The sequence below is a fragment of the Rathayibacter sp. PhB152 genome (assembly GCF_003751395.1).
In the GTDB taxonomy this organism is placed as follows: domain Bacteria; phylum Actinomycetota; class Actinomycetes; order Actinomycetales; family Microbacteriaceae; genus Rathayibacter; species Rathayibacter festucae.
Genome location: NZ_RJUT01000005.1, coordinates 241508 through 259411, shown reverse-complemented (window position 1 = coordinate 259411; position 17904 = coordinate 241508). Strand labels below are relative to the sequence as shown.

Sequence of the window (17904 nt, the reverse complement as noted above, 5' to 3'; positions counted from 1 at the left end):
CGCGGTGTCTCACGACCGGATCGCGGCCGGAGCCGCGCACGGTTCGGTGGGGTGGGGAGGAGCGGACGGCGATCGATCGCACGCGTCCGCACCCTCCACCCAACCAGCGGGAGGGGGACCGCTATTCCCGGATGTCGCCGTGTGACGCCGGGCGGGCACCGAGTCCCGCGAGGAACGACTCCGCTCCGGCGACCTCGTCCGCCGTCAGACCGGTCGCCGCCTCGGGCACGATCAGGTGGAACGGCGTCTCCTGCTCGCGCGCCCAGTCGAAGGCGTCGCCGCGGAGGTTGTCGTCGATCCAGACGACGGCGTCGATCGCGGACCTCTCCCGTGCCTGCTCGAGCCAGACGGCGACCGGCTGGAGCTTGCCGGTCTGCCCGGGGAAGCGCGGGTCGCGCGGCAGGCCGCCGCCGAAGACGATGGCCTCGGTGCCGGCCGGCAGACCGAGGTCGTCCGCGAGCACCGAGGTGAGCTTCGGCGGCCAGGTGGTGGCCCAGACGATCGTTCCGACGGCGGCGAGGCGGCGCACCAGCTCCTCGCGCTCGGGCTCGAGCATCAGCCGGTGGCCGCCGGCTGCGCGGTCGCTCGAGACGGACGGGTTCAGGACGCCGTCGACGTCGAGCAGGATGAGGGCGGCCATGGCTGCAACCGTAGCCGCGGCCGCGGTCCGGCGCGAGGCGGGAGCGCCCGCTAGCGTGAGCGGGTGACCCCCTCCGCCCGACTCCCCGGTGGAGCGCTGGTCTCGCTCGAGCCCGACCCGATCCGCGAGGGCTCGCTGGTGCTGGAGATCGACGGCTCGGAGCAGTCCCTGATCGACCTCCGCGCGCCCGAGCAGCTCGGCCTCGAGTACCTGGCCCGGCTCGGCGCCGCGGTCGATGCGCTCGCGCCGCAGGGCGTCCCCGTGACGGTCCTCCACCTCGGCGCCGGGGCGCTGGCCCTGGCGCGCCATGTCGCTGCGACCCGGCCGGGCTCCGAGCAGACGGTCGTCGAGCGCGCCGCCGGGCTGGTCGAGTTCGTGCTGGCGCACGCACCGCTCCCCGCCGGGACGCGGCTGCGCAGCGTCACCGCGGACGCCGCCGGCCCCCTCGCCGTGCCGCCGGCCGACCTCGTCGTGCTGGACGTCTACGACGGCGACGAGATCCCGGAGCCCTTCTACCGCGCCGAGGTGCTCGGCCGTCTCGCCGGGCTGGTGGAGGGCGGCGGCCTGCTCGCGGTCAACGTCGCCGACGACGCCGATCACCGGCGCCTGCGGCGGCTCCGACGGGAGGTGCAGCGCGTCCTGCCGGTGGTCGCCGCCGTCGGTCCGCTCAGCTACGCCGAGGGCCGCGGGAGCGGCAATGCGATCCTGCTCGCCTCACGAGACGACCTCGCCTCGCACGCCGCCGCCCGCCTCCTGCAGGCCGGGCCGCACCCGGTCGCGGCCGTTGCGGATCGCGACGTCGTGCCCGTCGAGGTGGCGGTAGAAGTCGACCCGTGACTCCAGCGCGATGCCGGCGTCGAGGTACTTGGCCTTGATCCGCTTGATGTAGGTGCGCACGGTGTGCTCGGCGATCCGCATGTCGAGGGCGACGTCCTTGACCGCCGCGCCGGAACCGTACGAGCGCATGACGCGGCTCTCCTGCCGGCTGAGCACGGGCCGGCGGTGCTCGCCGGCGGCGAGGAAGCGGTGCCGCGCCGCCTCCGAGATCCAGGAGCGGCCGGACGCGACCGACACCAGGGCCGCGACGAGCTCGCCCGGCTCGTCGCCCTTCCAGACGAAGGCGGTGCGCTCGAGGCGGAGCACGGCGCGGACGGCCTCGAGCGAGTCCGACGCGGACAGCACCACCAGACCGCGATGCCGCGCGCTGACCGCCGCGAGCGTGCTGGTCAGCACCTCGGGCGCGACCCGGTCGAGGTCCAGGACCGCGATCGTGTCCGCCTCGGCGGCGTCCGGGTCCGCGACACCGAGGTGCGGGAGGACGTCGGCCAGGAGGGCCGTGAGCGCCGCGCGCTCGATGGACAGACCGCTCACCACGGTCACAGCGAACTTCTCGAATTCCGCCACGGAAACCCCTTGCAAGGACGGTCGGGTCCGTCCTGGATCGAACCGTAGCGAAAGGAGGACCGGCCGAGCCACGCACGGGACATTCCGTCCCGTCGGCGATCAGCGCATCTCAGCCGAGCCCGCTCCTTGCTCGCACCCCGCCCAGGAGGGCTAGTCTCCGTGTCGATGAACGACTCCGACGAGACCGCCCTCCGCTCGACCCGGATCCCCGCCGACCAGGTGCGGACCCGGATGCTCCGCGCCGCCCGCGAGGTCATCTCGGCCCACGGGCTCACGGTCGGCTTCGCCCACCTGCCGATGGAGGAGTACATCCGCCTGGCCGCCGTGCCGCGCAGCTCGGTCTACCGGATCTGGAGCACGCGGGAGGAGTTCGTCGCCGACCTGATCGGCGAGATCTTCGTCGCGGACCGCTTCGCGGACGGCGCGGATCCCGACGCCCAGCGGGCGATGACCGAGGTCTACGAGCGCTCCTCCGCCCACCTCGGCACCGCGGTGGGCCGCCGCCAGGTGGCCTGGGAGATGATCCGCATCGGCGCGAACTCCAGCGTGGAGACCCTCCGCGCCTCGGTGGACTGGTCCTCCTACAACGCGCTGCTGGCCTGCACCTTCTCGATGGAGGAGGGGCCCGCGCGCGAGGCGGTGCGCGCCACCGCCCGCCGACTCGAGACGATGCTCAGCCAGCGGCTGCGCGACTACTACCAGGACGTCCTGGACCAGTTCAGCGCCTCACTCCGGCCCGGCTTCACCACGCTCCAGCTCGCGCACCTCACCGCGATCGTCACGGACGGGCTGGTGCACCGCGGGCGGCTGCTCGACGACGAGCTCGACGCCGTCGTCACGGCGCCCGGCCTGGACGGCGAGCCGGTCGAGTGGAGCCTCACCGCCTGGACGATCCGCTCGATCGTCGACGGGATGCTCGAGCCGGTCGCCGAGGACGAGCCTCCCGCCGACCGCTAGAGCGCGGCGTCCTCCGCCGGTGCCGACCCGGTGGGCGCGGGCGCGGACGGCACGGGCTCGCAGAAGCCGTCGATCAGCATCAGCGTGCCCGCCACCACGAGCGAGGGCGAGTCCGGCCGGCCCGGATCGATCGGTCCGGTCACCAGCTCGGGCGCGGCGATCCGGGCGACGCAGAGTCCCTCGACGAACGACGAGATCGCGGAGGCGAGCACGGCGTACTCCTCCTCCCGGCCCGAGCGCAGGCGCAGACCCGCCTCGGCGAGGGTGTGCCGGTAGTACTTCGCCATGTTCTCGATGAAGTGCACCTGGCGGGAGTGCAGGGCCTCGTGGATCGCGACGCGGGCCGACTCGGAGTGCGAGTCGACCGCGCCGATCAGGGCGACGAAGTTGCGCCAGTGCTGCGAGGCGAACACGTTGTCGTAGTTGGCCTCGATGGCGACGGTGAGCGAGGCGACGAGGATCTCGCGCATCTGCTCGGGAGTCGGCTGCTCGGCGAGGCGGCGGTGCAGGTAGGCGTCCCCCGCGGTGAGCGAGGTGGGGTCGAGCCGGGCCGTGAGTATCCGCTCGGGGATCGCCGCGACCAGCTCGTCGTAGAACGCCTGACGGGTGGGCCAGATCCGGTAGACCGTGCTGCGCGGCACGCCGGCGGAGCGGATGACGTCCTCGAGCGGCAGGTGGGAGACGCCGACGCGCAGGCCCTCCGCGCGGACGACCGCGAGGGCGGCGTCGAGGAGCCGGGTCCGGACCTGCTCACGGCTGAGTCGCGCCGGTCGCGGCGGGACCTCAGGCGGGGTGTCGGTGCCCATCGTGCCTCCGGAGGCGGGTGAGCGGGGCGGCTTCGGCGTCCCCGGTGCACCCGAGCGTAGACGATCGCCGACAGTCGTCGCGCACAGGGGCGACTCGGGAGGTCACAGAGGCCGCCGGACGCGCGGGGACGGGCGCGGCTCGCGCTCGGCGTGCGAGCCGCGCGAGCCGCGCTGCCTGTCCCCCAGGCGGCCGCCCCTTCGGCCGATCTCGACCGTAGGCGCTCGATCAGGGCCGCGTCAAAACTCCGGACATCATGTCCCGCCGATCAGGGGCGGAAGGGGCGGCGGGGCTCGTCCGACGGCGGCAGGAGGTGCTGCCCCGCGCGCACGGCCCCGAGGCGCGGGATGCCGAGCTCGTCCGCCACCGCACCGGCGACCTCCGCCTCGGCGTGGCCTGCGAGCTCGACGTTGCGCATCAGCTTGGCGTGGTGGCACGGGCTGGCGTCGATGGCGACCACCATCGCGGAGAAGCGCAGCGCGTCGCCCAGCCGCGCCAAGGGGTTCAGCTCCGCGAGCACCGACGGGACGTCCGGCATCGACAGGAGCGTGTAATAGCAGGTCGACACGACGTAGTCATCGACGCCCGCCTCGGCCGACGGCGGCGCGACGATGATGTCGCCGAGCGACACCGAGCCCGTCCGCGAGCCCAGGACCGAGGCGATGGTCACCCGGATGTCGCCGGCGAGCGAGACCACGCGGACGCTCTCCGGCCACGGCGGCAGGGCCGCGAGCTGCGTGGAGCCGGTGCGCAGGGCGATCCCCGCCTGCGAGGACAGCGCATCGATCATGGGCATGCCCGTGCACTCCCCCGCGTTGCCCGCGTCCTCCGACGCCGCCGCGCCGCAGGAGGCGAGCAGGGCCGAGATGCCGAGGCGCGACTGCGGCTCGAGTCCGCCGACCACCGCGGGGCTGACCGTGCCGGTGGAGTCGATGATCTGGCCGAGGCGGAGGGCGAGGTCCGAGCCCGTGTTGGGCGTGCCGAAGGTGACGACCTCGCGCACCATCGACTCCACCGGCACGCCGTCGACGCTCTGGCTGAGGGCCTGGCGCGCGGCGAGGCCGCCCATCGAGTGGGCGACGACGACGGCCCGGTGGCCGGTCGCGGCGGTGAGGCAAGCGATCGAGGAGGCCAGGGCGTCGGCGATGCCGGGATCGGTCACCCAGCGGGCCGCGAGATCGCGGTAGTCGAAGGTGTAGACGACGGCGCCCTCGGTGTCCTGGAACGCGCCGATGAGCGAGCGCTGGGAGGTGGTGACCGGCTGGTCGACGCCGTTGGTGGCGATCAGGTCGACCAGGTGCGAGAAGGCGCCCGTGCGCGACTCGTCGTGCGTCGCGGTGCCGAGCCAGCCGTGCAGCACCAGGATCGGCACCAGCGAGGCCGCCGCTGTGGACTCGACGTCGTCGCCCGAGAGGACCGGGGCGAGCTCGGCGATGCCGCAGGTCGCCGGCGGTGGGGCGGCTGCAGCGGCCGCGGCGACCGCGGTGCCCGACGGTACGACGACGGCACCGACCACCACGAGAAGGGCGGCCAGCACGGCGATCAGGACTCTCATCCGCACGTTTCCTCACCGCCGCGACCCCTGCTGAGCGGGTTCAGGGGATCGACCGGACGAACGTCCCAGAAGTCAATCATCCGGACGCCCCCGTTCGGGCTCTCTGTCGGGAATCGACGGACCCCCAGTCAGGGTGCCCTTACCGCGCGCCGCGCGAGGCACCCGTCGCGCGTCGCAGTGCCCGCACGGTGCCGCTGACGACGAAGGGCCCCGCCGGTCTCCCGGCGGGGCCCTTCGTCGTCAGTCAGACCGTGCTCAGCTGTAGTTGCCGGGCTCGTAGCCGTCGCTCGAGAACGAGTCGAAGTCGACGAACGAGAGGTCCGCGTCGCTGAACGCGGCGTCGTCGGCGAAGATGCGGTTGGGGTACCGCTCGGCCTTCGCCTCCTCCGTCGCCTCGACCGACACGTTCCGGTAGCGGGGCAGACCCGTTCCGGCCGGGATCAGCTTTCCGATGATCACGTTCTCCTTGAGGCCCATCAGCGGGTCGCGCTTGCCCTCCATGGCCGCCTGCGTCAGGACGCGGGTGGTCTCCTGGAAGGACGCGGCCGACAGCCACGACTCGGTCGCGAGCGAGGCCTTGGTGATGCCCATGACCTCCTGGCGAGCGGACGCGGTCCGCTTGCCCTCGGTCAGAGCCGCACGGTTGACCTCGCTGTAGCGCGAGCGGTCGACGAGCTCACCCGGCAGCAGGTCGGTGTCGCCGTGGTCGACGACGGTGACCTTGCGGAGCATCTGCCGGACGATGACCTCGATGTGCTTGTCGTGGATCGGGACGCCCTGCGAGCGGTAGACGCCCTGGACGCCGCCGACGAGGTGCTTCTGGACCTCGCGGACGCCCAGCACGCGCAGGACCTCCTTGGGGTCGACCGTTCCCACGTGCAGCTGCTGACCGAGCACGACCGACTGGCCGTCCTCGACGAGGAGCTGCGAGCGCTTGAGCACCGGGTAGATGACCGCCTCGTCGCCGTTGTCCGGCTGGAGGATGACCCGGCGGGCCCGGTCGGTGTCCTCGATCGTGATGCGACCGGCGGCCTCCGCGATGGGCGACGCACCCTTGGGGGTGCGGGCCTCGAAGAGCTCCTGCACGCGGGGCAGACCCTGCGTGATGTCGTCGGCCGAGGCCGATCCACCGGTGTGGAAGGTGCGCATCGTGAGCTGCGTGCCGGGCTCGCCGATCGACTGGGCCGCGATGATGCCGACGGCCTCGCCGATGTCGACGAGCTTGCCGGTGGCGAGCGAGCGGCCGTAGCAGGCCGCGCAGACGCCGACGGCCGACTCGCAGGTCAGGACCGAGCGCACCTTGATGTGACGCACCTCGGCGCCGACCAGCTTCTCGATGAGGACGTCGCCGACGTCCTCGCCGGCCTCGGCCACGACCTCGCCGGCCTCGTTCGTCGCCGCGGTGGCGAGCGAGCGGGCGTAGACGGAGTTCTCGACGTTGGAGTCCTGGATCCAGGCGCCGGTGGCGTCCTGGAGCATGATCGGCAGGTCGAGGCCCTTGGTCGTGCCGCAGTCGTCCTCGCGGATGATGACGTCCTGCGAGACGTCGACGAGTCGACGCGTCAGGTAGCCCGAGTCCGCGGTGCGGAGCGCGGTGTCGGCCAGGCCCTTGCGGGCACCGTGCGTGGCGATGAAGTACTCGGCGACCGACAGGCCCTCGCGGTACGAGGAGATGATCGGACGGGCGATGATCTCGCCCTTCGGGTTGTTCACCAGGCCGCGCATGCCGGCGATGTTGCGCACCTGCAGCCAGTTTCCACGGGCACCGGAGGTGACCATGCGGTTGATCGTGTTGTCGATCGGGAAGTTCGCGCGCATCGCCTTGGCGACCTCGTCGGTCGCCTCGGTCCAGATCTTCACTAGCTCCTGGCGGCGCTCCGCCTGGGTGGTCAGACCCTTGTCGTACTCGGACTCGACCTTGGCCGCCTTCTTCTCGTAGCCCGCGATGATGACGGGCTTCGAGGGCGGGGTCAGGATGTCCGAGAGGGCGACGGTGACACCGGACCGGGTGGCCCAGTAGAAGCCGGCGTCCTTGATGCGGTCGAGCGAGGCGGCGACCTCCACCTTCGGGTAGCGCTCCGCGAGGTCGTTGACGATCCCGGAGATGGTCGTCTTGTCGGCGACCTGCTCGAAGTAGGGGTAGTCGACCGGCAGCGCCTCGTTGAAGAGGGCGCGGCCGAGCGTCGTGTCGAGGAGGACGGGCGCGGTGACCTTGCCCTTGTCGTCGATCTCGACGCCCTCGGGAGCCTGACCCTGCACGAAGTACACGTCCGACATGCGGATGCGGACCTTCGAGTTCAGGTGCAGCGAGCCCTGGTCCTTCGCGAGGATCGCCTCCGAGACGGAGGAGAACGCGCGGCCCTCACCGGCGCCACCCTCGCGGATGGTCGTCAGGTGGTGCAGGCCGATGATCATGTCCTGCGTGGGCAGGGTGACCGGGCGGCCGTCGGAGGGCTTGAGGATGTTGTTCGAGGCGAGCATCAGGATGCGCGCCTCGGCCTGGGCCTCGACCGACAGGGGCAGGTGGACGGCCATCTGGTCGCCGTCGAAGTCCGCGTTGAACGCGGCGCAGACGAGCGGGTGCAGCTGGATCGCCTTGCCCTCGACCAGCTGGGGCTCGAAGGCCTGGATGCCGAGTCGGTGCAGGGTGGGCGCGCGGTTGAGCAGGACGGGGCGCTCGCGGATGATCTCCTCGAGCACGTCCCAGACCTGCGGACGCGAGCGCTCGACCATGCGCTTGGCGGCCTTGATGTTCTGCGCGTGCGAGAGGTCGATCAGGCGCTTGATGACGAACGGCTTGAACAGCTCGAGCGCCATCTGCTTGGGCAGACCGCACTGGTGCAGCTTGAGCTGCGGTCCGACGATGATGACCGAGCGGCCCGAGTAGTCGACGCGCTTGCCCAGCAGGTTCTGGCGGAAGCGACCCTGCTTTCCCTTGAGCATGTCGCTCAGGGACTTCAGGGCGCGGTTGCCGGTACCGGTGACGGGACGGCCGCGGCGGCCGTTGTCGAAGAGGGCGTCGACCGCCTCCTGGAGCATGCGCTTCTCGTTGTTCACGATGATCTCGGGGGCACCGAGGTCGAGCAGGCGGCGGAGGCGGTTGTTGCGGTTGATGACGCGGCGGTACAGGTCGTTCAGGTCGGAGGTGGCGAAGCGGCCACCGTCGAGCTGGACCATCGGGCGCAGCTCCGGCGGGATGACCGGGACCACGTCGAGGACCATCGCGGCCGGCGAGTTGCCGGTGGCGAGGAACGAGTTGACGACGCGCAGGCGCTTGATGGCGCGGATCTTCTTCTGACCCTTGCCCTCGGCGATCTGCAGGTGCAGCGTCTCGGCCTCGGCCTGGAGGTCGAACTGCTCGAGGCGCTTCTTGATCGCCTCGGCGCCCATGTAGGCCTCGAAGTAGACGCCGTAGCGGTCGACGAGCTCGTTGAAGACGGCGTCCTCGGGCTTGAGGTCGCCGACCTTCAGGGTGCGGAACTGCTCCCAGACGCTCTCCAGTCGCGCGATGTCCTCGTCGAAGGACTTGCGGATCTGGCCCATCTCCTTCTCGGCGCCGTCCTTGGTGCGGCGCTTCTGGTCGCTCTTCGCGCCCTCCGCCTCCAGGGCGGCGAGGTCGGTCTCGAGGCGCGCCAGGCGGTCCGCGATGCGGGAGTCGCGCTGGTCCGAGAGGGTCTTGATCTCGAGCCGGAGCTCGTTCTCGAGGCCGGGCATGTCGGCGTGACGGCCGTCGTCGTCCACGTCGATGATCATGTACGCGGCGAAGTAGATGACCTTCTCGAGGTCCTTCGGCGCCATGTCCAGCAGGTATCCGAGGCGCGAGGGGACGCCCTTGAAGTACCAGATGTGGGTGACGGGGGCGGCGAGCTCGATGTGGCCCATCCGCTCGCGGCGGACCGAGGACTTGGTGACCTCGACGCCGCAGCGCTCGCAGACGATGCCCTTGAAGCGGACCCGCTTGTACTTGCCGCAGGAGCACTCCCAGTCGCGCGAGGGTCCGAAGATCTGCTCGCCGAACAGACCGTCCTTCTCGGGCTTGAGGGTGCGGTAGTTGATGGTCTCGGGCTTCTTCACTTCACCGTGCGACCAGCGACGGATGTCATCGGCCGTCGCGAGGCCGATGCGCAGCTCGTCAAAAGTTGTTACGTCGAGCAATGTTTTCTCCTTGTCGGAAAACAGGGTGTCTCGTCAGAGACGGGGAGTCGTCAGATGCTGGCGCGGGATCAGATGTCGTCGACGGAGGACGACTCGAACCGGGAGGAGATGTTGATGCCGAGCTCCTCCGCGGCGCGGTAGACCTCGTCATCCGTGTCGCGCAGGCTGACCGCGGTGCCGTCGGCCGAGAGGACCTCGACGTTCAGGCACAGGGACTGCATCTCCTTGATGAGGACCTTGAAGGACTCCGGGATGCCCGGCTCCTGGATGTTCTCACCCTTGACAATGGCCTCGTACACCTTCACGCGGCCGAGGATGTCGTCCGACTTGATGGTGAGGAGCTCCTGCAGCGCGTAGGCGGCTCCGTAGGCCTCGAGGGCCCACACCTCCATCTCGCCGAAGCGCTGGCCGCCGAACTGCGCCTTACCACCGAGCGGCTGCTGGGTGATCATCGAGTACGGGCCCGTCGAGCGCGCGTGGATCTTGTCGTCGACGAGGTGGTGCAGCTTCAGGATGTACATGTAGCCGACCGAGACCGGGTCCGGGAAGGGCTCCCCCGAGCGGCCGTCGAACAGCTGCGTCTTGCCGGACGAGCCGATCAGGCGCTCGCCGTCGCGGGTCGGGGTGGTGGAGTCGAGGAGCCCTGCGAGCTCCTCCTCCGCCGCACCGTCGAACACCGGGGTGGCGACCTTGGTGCCGGGAGCGGCCTCGCGGGCGTGCTCGGGCAGGCGCTTGGCCCACTCGGGCTTGCCGTCGACCTTCCAGCCCTGCTTCGCGATCCAGCCGAGGTGGATCTCGAGGACCTGGCCGAAGTTCATCCGGCCGGGGACGCCGAGCGGGTTGAGCACGATGTCGACCGGGGTGCCGTCGGCGAGGAACGGCATGTCCTCGACCGGCAGGATCTTCGAGATGACGCCCTTGTTGCCGTGGCGGCCGGCGAGCTTGTCGCCCTCGGTGATCTTGCGCTTCTGGGCGATGTAGACGACCACGCGCTGGTTGACGCCCGAGCCGAGCTCGTCGTCGCCGTCCTGCGCGTCGAACACCTTGACGCCGATGATCGTGCCCTGCTCGCCGTGGGGCACCTTGAGCGACGTGTCGCGGACCTCGCGGCTCTTCTCGTTGAAGATCGCGCGGAGCAGGCGCTCCTCGGCCGAGAGCTCGGTCTCGCCCTTGGGCGTGACCTTGCCGACGAGGATGTCGCCGGGGCGGACCTCGGCGCCGATGCGGATGATGCCGCGCTCGTCCAGGTCGGCCAGGAGCTCCGGGCTGACGTTGGGGAGGTCGCGGGTGATCTCCTCCTTGCCGAGCTTGGTGTCGCGGGCGTCGACCTCGTACTCCTCGATGTGGATCGAGGAGAGGACGTCGTCCTTCACCAGGTTCTGGCTGAGGATGATCGCGTCCTCGAAGTTGTGACCCTCCCACGGCATGAACGCGACGAGCAGGTTCTTGCCGAGCGCGAGCTCGCCGTTCTCGGTCGCGGGACCGTCGGCGACGATCTCGCCGACCTCGATGCGCTCACCGGCGGAGACGACCACGCGGTTGTTGTACGAGGTGCCCTGGTTCGAGCGGTCGAACTTGCGCAGGAAGTAGGTCTGCGTGCCGCCCTCGTCCAGCTGGACGGTGACGGAGTCGGCGGAGACCTCCTGGACCACGCCGGCCTTGTCGGCCGTGATGACGTCGCCGGCGTCGATGGCCGCGAAGCCCTCCATGCCGGTTCCGACGACGGGCGACTCGCTGCGCAGCAGCGGGACGGCCTGACGCTGCATGTTCGCGCCCATGAGCGCGCGGTTCGCGTCGTCGTGCTCGAGGAACGGGATCAGCGAGGTCGCGACCGACACCATCTGGCGCGGCGAGACGTCCATGTAGTGCACGCGCTCGGCGTCGACGAGCTCGACCTCTCCGCCCTTGGGGCGGACCAGGACCTTGCCCTCGGCGAAGCGCATGTCGGAGGTGAGGGGGGCGTTCGCCTGGGCGACCAGGTACTCGTCCTCCTCGGACGCGGTGAGGTAGTCGATCTGCGCGGTGACGACGCCGTCGACGACCTTGCGGTACGGGGTCTCGATGAAGCCGAACGAGTTGATGCGCGCGAAGGACGCGAGCGAGCCGATCAGGCCGATGTTCGGGCCTTCCGGGGTCTCGATCGGGCACATGCGGCCGTAGTGCGACGGGTGGACGTCGCGGACCTCGACGCCGGCGCGCTCACGGGAGAGACCGCCGGGGCCGAGCGCCGACAGGCGGCGCTTGTGGGTCAGACCCGCGAGCGGGTTGTTCTGGTCCATGAACTGCGACAGCTGCGAGGTGCCGAAGAACTCCTTGATCGCGGCCACCACGGGGCGGACGTTGATCAGGGTCTGCGGGGTGATCGCCTCGATGTCCTGCGTGGTCATGCGCTCGCGAACGACGCGCTCCATGCGGGACAGACCGGTGCGGACCTGGTTCTGGATGAGCTCGCCGACCGCGCGGATGCGGCGGTTGCCGAAGTGGTCGATGTCGTCCACGTCGAGGCGGAGGTCGACCGCGGCGCCGTCGCGCACACCGGGCAGGTTGGTGCGGCCGTCGTGCAGCGCGACCAGGTACTTGATGGTCGCGATGATGTCCTCGACCGTGAGCACCGAGTCGGACAGTGCCTTGTCGATGCCGAGCTTGCGGTTGATCTTGTAGCGGCCGACCTTGGCGAGGTCGTAGCGCTTGCTGTTGAAGTAGAAGTTGTCCAGCAGCGCGCGGGCGGCCTCGGCGGCGACCTGCTCGCCCGGGCGGAGCTTGCGGTAGATGTCGCGGAGGGCGTCCTCCTTGGTGAGGATGTTGTCCTTCTCGAGGGTCAGCTCGATCGACTCGTAGCCGGCGAACTGCTCGAGGATCTCCTCGCTCGTCAGGCCCAGGGCCTTGAGGAAGACGGTGACCGACTGCTTGCGCTTGCGGTCGATGCGGACGCCGACCTGGTCGCGCTTGTCGATCTCGAACTCGAGCCACGCACCGCGGCTGGGGATGACGCGGGCGGAGTAGATGTCCTTGTCGGACGTCTTCTCCTGCTGGCGCTCGAAGTACACGCCCGGGCTGCGGACGAGCTGGGACACGACGACACGCTCGGTGCCGTTGATGATGAACGTGCCCTTCTCGGTCATCAGGGGGAAGTCGCCCATGAAGACCGTCTGGGTCTTGATCTCACCCGTGAGGTGGTTCATGAACTCGGCCTCGACGTACAGCGGAGCGGCGTAGGTCTTGCCGCGCTCCTTGCACTCCTCGATCGTGTACTTCTCGGGCTCGAGGTACGGGTTCGTGAAGCTCAGCTGCATCGTCTCGCTGAGGTCCTCGATCGGGGAGATCTCCTCGAAGATCTCGTCGAGTCCGGAGTTGGCGGGGAGATCCTCCCGGCCGACGGCCTTCGCCTCGGCGACGCGGGTCTTCCACGCCTCCGAGCCGACGAGCCAGTCGAAGCTCTCGGTCTGCAGCGCGAGCAGATCCGGAACCGTCAGGGTGTCGCTGATCTTGGCGAACGAGAGACGCGAAGCTCCGCGTCCGTTCTTGGGTGAGGTGGTGGTTGCGTTGGGCGCAGCAGCCAAGGAAGGAACCTCCGTAGACCCTCGCGGGTCTCAATCTGTGGGATGTGTGGAGTGGGCTCCCGCCGGGCGGGCCGACACGTCCTGCCCCCCGTTCCGTGACCGCGGTGACGCGGCCGCAGCGACGAAGCGACCGGTTTGACGCGGCCTTCGGGGCGGGGGCTAGAGTGTGGCATCGGCATCCACCATCTGATGCCGGGTTCCGATGGCTGGTCGACCGCAATATGACGACTCGGCACTCGGGAGCGCAAAGTACAACTATAGATGCACTGCGCCACGCCGCGCAAGTGCAGGTGCTTGCGTCCGGCACGGGCCTCGGGTATACGGCCGGGTCGAGGGTCTCGCCCGCTCCGTCTCTCCCTCCCCGCCTCTCCCGCTCCGCCTCTCCCGCTCCGCCTCCCCTCCTGCGCGGCACGGCAGACTGGTCGGATGGCCGAACGCACCGGTCGCCGACGCGGCGACGACTCCGAGCACCCCCGCGCCGTGCTCGCCAGCGGATTCCTCGCGCAGATCGAGCCCGACCGGCACTCCTCCGACGCGGCGACCCTCGTCGTCGACGGGACCCCGCAGTCGCACGTCGACCTCGCCGACCCCACGCACCTCTCCTTCGAGTACGTGCGGCGGATCGGCCACGCGATCGACCTGCTCGCGCCCGAGGGCGAGGCCGTGACGGCGCTGCACCTGGGCGCCGGCGCGCTGACCCTCCCCCGCTACGTCGCGGCGACCCGGCCCGGCTCGCGCCAGCAGGTGGTCGAGATCGAGGCGGCGCTCGTCGACCTGGTGCGGGAGGCGCTCCCGCTGCCCCGCGGCGCGCAGATCCGGATCCGCCAGGGCGACGCCCGCGAGGTGCTCGGCAAGCTGCCGCCGGGGCTGCTCGGCACGGTCGACGTCGTGGTGGTCGACATCTTCTCCGGGGCCAGGACGCCCGCGCACGTCACGAGTGCCGAGTTCTACCGGGAGATCGCGCCGCTGCTCGCGCCCACCGGCGTCGTGGCGGTCAACGTGGCCGACGGCGGGGCGCTGGCCTTCGCCCGCGCCCAGGCCGCCACGCTCGCGGCGGTCTTCGCGCACACGGCGATCATGACCGACACCCAGATGCTGAAGGCCAAGCGCTTCGGCAACGTGGTGATGCTCGCCTCGCCCTCTCCGCTGCCGGTGGACGGGCTGCCGCGGCGGCTCGCCTCCGATCCCGCGCCCGCGAAGCTGGTGCAGGGGCGCGAGCTGGAGAACTTCCTCGGCGGCGCCTCGGTCGTCACCGACGACACCGCCACGCCCTCGCCGCTGCCGGCCCGCAGCATCTTCCAGGTCCGCCGGGGCTGAGGAGAGTCGCCGGGGCCGACCTCGACCCCGCGCGCCCGGGCCGGGCGCCCCGGCCCGGTTGCCCGTACAGTGGACGGGGGCCAGAGCCCCCTCCGTCCTCTCGCCGCCGCGTGCGCCGATCCGGATCCGCATCCACGAGGAAGAACCGCCCTGAGCATCATCATCCGCCACGACCCCGCGACGCTCCGCGAGGAGATCGACGTCGACGCCGCCCAGGACCGCCTGGAGGAGATCGGCGCGCTGCGCTCCCTCGCCGCGCTCACCGAGAAGGCCGAGCTGCTGCGCCTGCTCGGCCGCCTCGACGAGGCCTGGGACATCGCCACCGAGGCCGTCCGCCGCACCCGCTTCTCCGGCGACCGCGCCGAGCTGCTCACCGCGCGCGTCCGCCGCGCGCGCCTCATGCAGCTGCGCGACCGCTCGGACGAGGCGCTCTCCGAGCTGACGCTCTGCGTCGAGGAGGCGCGCACGCACGAGTGGCACGTCGAGCACTCCTTCGCACTCAAGCACCGCGGGCTCGCGCTCTTCGAGAGCGGCGAGTACAGCCAGGCGGCGCGAGACTTCGACGCGGCGACCGCGCTCGGCGAGCGGGTCGGCGTGGAGGAGGAGGAGCTCGAGGTCGCGCGCCTCGGCTTCGCCGCCGCCTCCGAGTTCCAGGACGAGTCGACCCGCGGCCCCCGGGCGGACGGCGCCGTGCGCGGCCGCCGCCGCGCCGAGGGCGACGAGGCCTGAGCCCCGGAGCCGATCCGACCGATGGCTGAGCTCGACCAGGTCGCCCGCTGGGCGGACGCGCTGCTGCGCGAGCACCTGGACGCCTCGTGGAGCTTCGCCTTCGATCACGCCCGCACCCGCGGCGGTGCCTGCCACTGGAAGGACCGGCGCATCACCGTGTCGCGGCACCTCGCCGCCCGGTGGAGCGACGAGGAGGTGCACCAGACGCTGCTGCACGAGGTCGCGCACGCGCTCGCCGGCCCGAAGGCCGGCCACGGTCCGGCCTGGCGGCGGGCGGCGACGGCACTGGGCTACACCGGTGACCGCACGCACAGCAATCCGACCGCGGACGAGCTCGCCCCGTGGGTCGGCAGCTGCCCGAGCGGGCACCTCTTCTACCGGCACCGCCGCCCGAGCCGGCCGCTGGCCTGCGGGAGGTGCGCCCGGCGCTTCGAGGCCGCGAACGCGATCGAGTGGCGGCGCCGCGAGGTGCCGGCGCGACCGGCCGCGAGCGAGCGCTCGGCGTGAGCGAGGGCGCACCGCATCGCGTGGTCCGCGGCCGGGTGCCGAGCACCGGGCAGTGGCTGGTCGACGCGGGCGGACTGCGCTGGTGGTTCGACTCCGGCAGCCTGGCGCTCGACTTCGCCTGCACCGGACCGCTCCGCGGGATCCCCGGCGAGCGCCTCGACTCCGACGAGGCCCTGGCGGCCTGGCTCGCCGAGCGCTTCGATGCCGTCGACGCCACCGCCCGCGACGCCCGGCTCGACGACGCGCTGATGCTGCGCGGCGCGGTCTCGCGGCTGGCAGTCGCCGCCGAGCGGAGTGCCGTGGGCGACCCGGCGGACGTCGACGTCGTCAACCTCTTCGCCGCGATGCCGGACGTGCCGCCGTCGCTCTCCGGCGGCTCGCGCCAGGCCGGCCGCTCGCACGCGGCGGCGCGGCAGGCGCTCTCGACCCTCGCCCGCGAGGCGGTCGACCTGCTCGGCGGCGGCACTCCGGGGCGGCTGCGCCGCTGCGACGCGGAGGACTGCCGCATCCTCTACCTCGATACCTCCCGGGCCGGCTCCAGGCGCTGGTGCTCGATGCAGCGCTGCGGCAACCGGGCGAAGGTCCGCGCGCACCGGCGCCGGAGCGCCGAGCGCGCGGACCACGGCGAGGGCTAGTCGACGACCTTCACGTCCTTCCAGAACGCGAGGTAGCCCGAGAAGTCCTTGCCGACGCGGTCGAACGCGGTCGGGTAGGGCGTGGGGTAGGACCAGGCGCGGTCCTTGAGCATCCCGTCGTCGGACTTCACGTCGTAATACTGGGCCTCGCCCTTCCACGGGCAGGTGTACTGGGTGCTGCTCGGCACCAGGTAGTCGTTGTTCACGCTCGTGGGCGGGAAGTACCAGTTGCCCTCGATGGAGATGAGATCGGAGTCGGGGGCGTCGGCGATGACGACGTCGTTGAGGACGGCTTTCATTCGGGCCAGCTTTCCTGTCGCGGAGACGATCGGCGGAGGCGGTCCTCCGCTCCCGGGGAACGCTACGCCGCTCCGGCCCCGCGGGTCGAGCGCGGCCGCACCCCTTGCGGAGACGCTCAGGCCCGGTCCGTCAGCGCGGGGAGCGCAGGACCGTCACCGCGTCGACGGTGTCCACGCGGGCGGCGGCGGAGATCTCGGCCCCGCGGCCCTGCGCCGTGAGCAGGCGTCCGGTGGCGGAGGCGGTCAGCAGGTGCACGCAGGCCCGGCGGAGTCCCTCGTAGGAGGCCGAGGCCACGGCCGCGTCGGGCGAGACGTGGTCGATGCCGAGCCCGATCAGGGCGTCGATCAGCGCGCCCGCGGCCAGCTGGTCCTCCACGGCGAAGCGCGGCTCGCCCGCCGCGTCGACCTCGCCGACGGCGACGACGTTGACGCTGGTCCGCCCGCCGTTCTCGTGCTGGCGCTCGAGGATCCAGCGGGCCACGGCGCTGCGGTCGGCCAGGCCGGCGCGGACGACGTGGCCGTCGATCCCGTCGGAGTCGATCGCGTCGTCCGCTCCTCCGGGGAGCGCGTCGACCAGGACGGTGATGTGCGCCGGAGCGAGGGCGCGGAGGCCGCGGGCGCCCCAGTCGAAGCGGATCTGGTACGACCCCTGGTCGAGGGCGGCGGCCGGGGCGGCGGCGGTGCGGTCGGAGTCGGGGAGCGCGGCGTTCACTCCTCCACGGTACCGACCGCTCCGCCGCCGCCTACACGCCCGCGGCCCGGCGCGCACCCGGTTCCCGCCCGGGAGAACCCGGAGGAGGATGGACCCCGTGAAGGTGATGCTCAAGCACGTGCTCGACACCGACCCCGACTCCGCCTGGCGCGCCCTGCAGAGTCCGGCCGTGTTCCGCGAGGTGATGTCCCCGTTCCTGACCGCCGCGTCCCTGGACGAGGGCGGCTTCCGGCCGACCTGGGGCCTCGGGCCGCACGACGTCGCGATGGACGCCCTCGGGATCGTGCCGATGGGAGCGCAGGAGATCGACCTCTCCTACCGCCGTGTCCCGTCGATGCCCGACGTCCGGATCCTCCGCGACAACGGCGCTTCGCTGTCCGGCGCGCTGCGGCTGATCACCGCGTGGGACCACCGGATGGCCGTCGCCCCGCTCCCCGACGGGCGGACGCTCTTCCGCGACCGGCTGGAGTTCAGCGCCGGGCTCGCCTCGCCGGCGCTCTGGCCGTCGATGTGGGCGTTCTGGCAGTGGCGCGGGATCCGCATCCGCGCTCTGGCCCCGACCTGGCGCCACGACGTCGGCGCCGATACCCGCCCCCGAGGGGAGGACGCACCGTGAGCCCCGACGGATCG

14 protein-coding genes are annotated in these 17904 nt (G+C 71.5%); 6 read left to right on the top strand and 8 right to left on the bottom strand.

Annotation, left to right across the window (positions count from 1 at the left end; all coding sequences use genetic code 11):
• Window positions 1-121: 121 nt before the first annotated feature.
• Both EDF36_RS14115 and EDF36_RS14110 read right to left on the bottom strand, forming a co-directional pair.
• Window positions 122-640 (bottom strand): HAD domain-containing protein, encoded by a 519-nt coding sequence (locus EDF36_RS14115; protein ID WP_123702088.1) that lies wholly within the window; start codon window positions 638-640, stop codon window positions 122-124.
• A 714-nt stretch (window positions 641-1354) separates the two neighbouring features.
• On the bottom strand, window positions 1355-2044 hold the full coding sequence (locus EDF36_RS14110) for a LuxR C-terminal-related transcriptional regulator (RefSeq protein WP_123733508.1): 690 nt from the start codon (window positions 2042-2044) through the stop codon (window positions 1355-1357).
• 165 nt (window positions 2045-2209) lie between these two features.
• On the opposite strand from EDF36_RS14110, the gene EDF36_RS14105 reads away from it, so the two are divergent.
• Window positions 2210-3001, top strand: coding sequence for a hypothetical protein (locus EDF36_RS14105; RefSeq protein WP_148060052.1), 792 nt, complete (start codon window positions 2210-2212; stop codon window positions 2999-3001).
• Here the strand turns inward: EDF36_RS14105 and EDF36_RS14100 are convergent.
• The 4 genes from EDF36_RS14100 to rpoB form a co-directional block, all read right to left on the bottom strand.
• Complete coding sequence (locus EDF36_RS14100; RefSeq protein WP_123702083.1) at window positions 2998-3807, bottom strand: TetR/AcrR family transcriptional regulator; 810 nt, start codon at window positions 3805-3807, stop codon at window positions 2998-3000. The genes EDF36_RS14105 and EDF36_RS14100 overlap by 4 nt on opposite strands.
• A gap of 266 nt (window positions 3808-4073) precedes the next feature.
• On the bottom strand, window positions 4074-5360 hold the full coding sequence (locus EDF36_RS14095) for a triacylglycerol lipase (RefSeq protein ID WP_123733506.1): 1287 nt from the start codon (window positions 5358-5360) through the stop codon (window positions 4074-4076).
• 255 nt (window positions 5361-5615) lie between these two features.
• The gene (locus EDF36_RS14090) at window positions 5616-9515 is read right to left on the bottom strand and encodes a DNA-directed RNA polymerase subunit beta' (RefSeq protein WP_123733505.1); all 3900 of its coding nucleotides are present in this window, start codon (window positions 9513-9515) and stop codon (window positions 5616-5618) included.
• Between the two features lie 68 nt (window positions 9516-9583).
• A complete protein-coding gene (rpoB, locus tag EDF36_RS14085; RefSeq protein WP_123445024.1) occupies window positions 9584-13075 on the bottom strand; it encodes a DNA-directed RNA polymerase subunit beta in 3492 nt (1163 codons plus the stop codon).
• A 426-nt stretch (window positions 13076-13501) separates the two neighbouring features.
• On the opposite strand from rpoB, the gene EDF36_RS14080 reads away from it, so the two are divergent.
• From EDF36_RS14080 to EDF36_RS14065, 4 genes are all read left to right on the top strand, one after another.
• Window positions 13502-14392, top strand: coding sequence for a spermidine synthase (locus EDF36_RS14080; protein WP_123733504.1), 891 nt, complete (start codon window positions 13502-13504; stop codon window positions 14390-14392).
• A 69-nt stretch (window positions 14393-14461) separates the two neighbouring features.
• On the top strand, window positions 14462-15121 hold the full coding sequence (locus EDF36_RS14075; protein ID WP_185019941.1) for a hypothetical protein: 660 nt from the start codon (window positions 14462-14464) through the stop codon (window positions 15119-15121).
• Window positions 15122-15142: 21 nt separating this feature from the next.
• Window positions 15143-15628 carry a SprT-like domain-containing protein gene (locus EDF36_RS14070; protein ID WP_123733503.1) on the top strand — a complete coding sequence of 162 codons (486 nt, stop codon included), beginning with the start codon at window positions 15143-15145 and terminating at the stop codon, window positions 15626-15628.
• Window positions 15625-16263: a CGNR zinc finger domain-containing protein gene (locus EDF36_RS14065; protein ID WP_243839818.1), complete on the top strand. Its 639-nt coding sequence runs from the start codon at window positions 15625-15627 to the stop codon at window positions 16261-16263. The genes EDF36_RS14070 and EDF36_RS14065 overlap by 4 nt, the downstream gene beginning before the upstream one ends.
• Here the strand turns inward: EDF36_RS14065 and EDF36_RS14060 are convergent.
• Together EDF36_RS14060 and EDF36_RS14055 are read right to left on the bottom strand one after the other, a co-directional pair.
• On the bottom strand, window positions 16260-16562 hold the full coding sequence (locus EDF36_RS14060) for a DUF427 domain-containing protein (protein WP_123445021.1): 303 nt from the start codon (window positions 16560-16562) through the stop codon (window positions 16260-16262). The genes EDF36_RS14065 and EDF36_RS14060 overlap by 4 nt on opposite strands.
• A 130-nt stretch (window positions 16563-16692) precedes the next feature.
• The gene (locus EDF36_RS14055; protein ID WP_185020487.1) at window positions 16693-17274 is read right to left on the bottom strand and encodes a 2-phosphosulfolactate phosphatase; all 582 of its coding nucleotides are present in this window, start codon (window positions 17272-17274) and stop codon (window positions 16693-16695) included.
• An 88-nt stretch (window positions 17275-17362) separates the two neighbouring features.
• Between EDF36_RS14055 and EDF36_RS14050 the strand changes: the two genes are divergently transcribed.
• Window positions 17363-17890 carry a hypothetical protein gene (locus tag EDF36_RS14050; protein ID WP_260300723.1) on the top strand — a complete coding sequence of 176 codons (528 nt, stop codon included), beginning with the start codon at window positions 17363-17365 and terminating at the stop codon, window positions 17888-17890.
• Window positions 17891-17904: the final 14 nt, after the last annotated feature.

Bases quoted from the DNA above. Each gene is read 5' to 3' on its own strand.
- EDF36_RS14095 (WP_123733506.1), bottom strand. From the start codon at position 5,360: ATGAGAGTCCTGATCGCCGTGCTGGCCGCCCTTCTCGTGGTGGTCGGT.
- EDF36_RS14115 (WP_123702088.1), bottom strand. From the start codon at position 640: ATGGCCGCCCTCATCCTGCTCGACGTCGACGGCGTCCTGAACCCGTCC.
- EDF36_RS14070 (WP_123733503.1), top strand. From the start codon at position 15,143: ATGGCTGAGCTCGACCAGGTCGCCCGCTGGGCGGACGCGCTGCTGCGC.
- EDF36_RS14050 (WP_260300723.1), top strand. From the start codon at position 17,363: ATGGACCCCGTGAAGGTGATGCTCAAGCACGTGCTCGACACCGACCCC.
- EDF36_RS14060 (WP_123445021.1), bottom strand. From the start codon at position 16,562: ATGAAAGCCGTCCTCAACGACGTCGTCATCGCCGACGCCCCCGACTCC.
- EDF36_RS14105 (WP_148060052.1), top strand. From the start codon at position 2,210: ATGAACGACTCCGACGAGACCGCCCTCCGCTCGACCCGGATCCCCGCC.
- EDF36_RS14080 (WP_123733504.1), top strand. From the start codon at position 13,502: ATGGCCGAACGCACCGGTCGCCGACGCGGCGACGACTCCGAGCACCCC.
- EDF36_RS14100 (WP_123702083.1), bottom strand. From the start codon at position 3,807: ATGGGCACCGACACCCCGCCTGAGGTCCCGCCGCGACCGGCGCGACTC.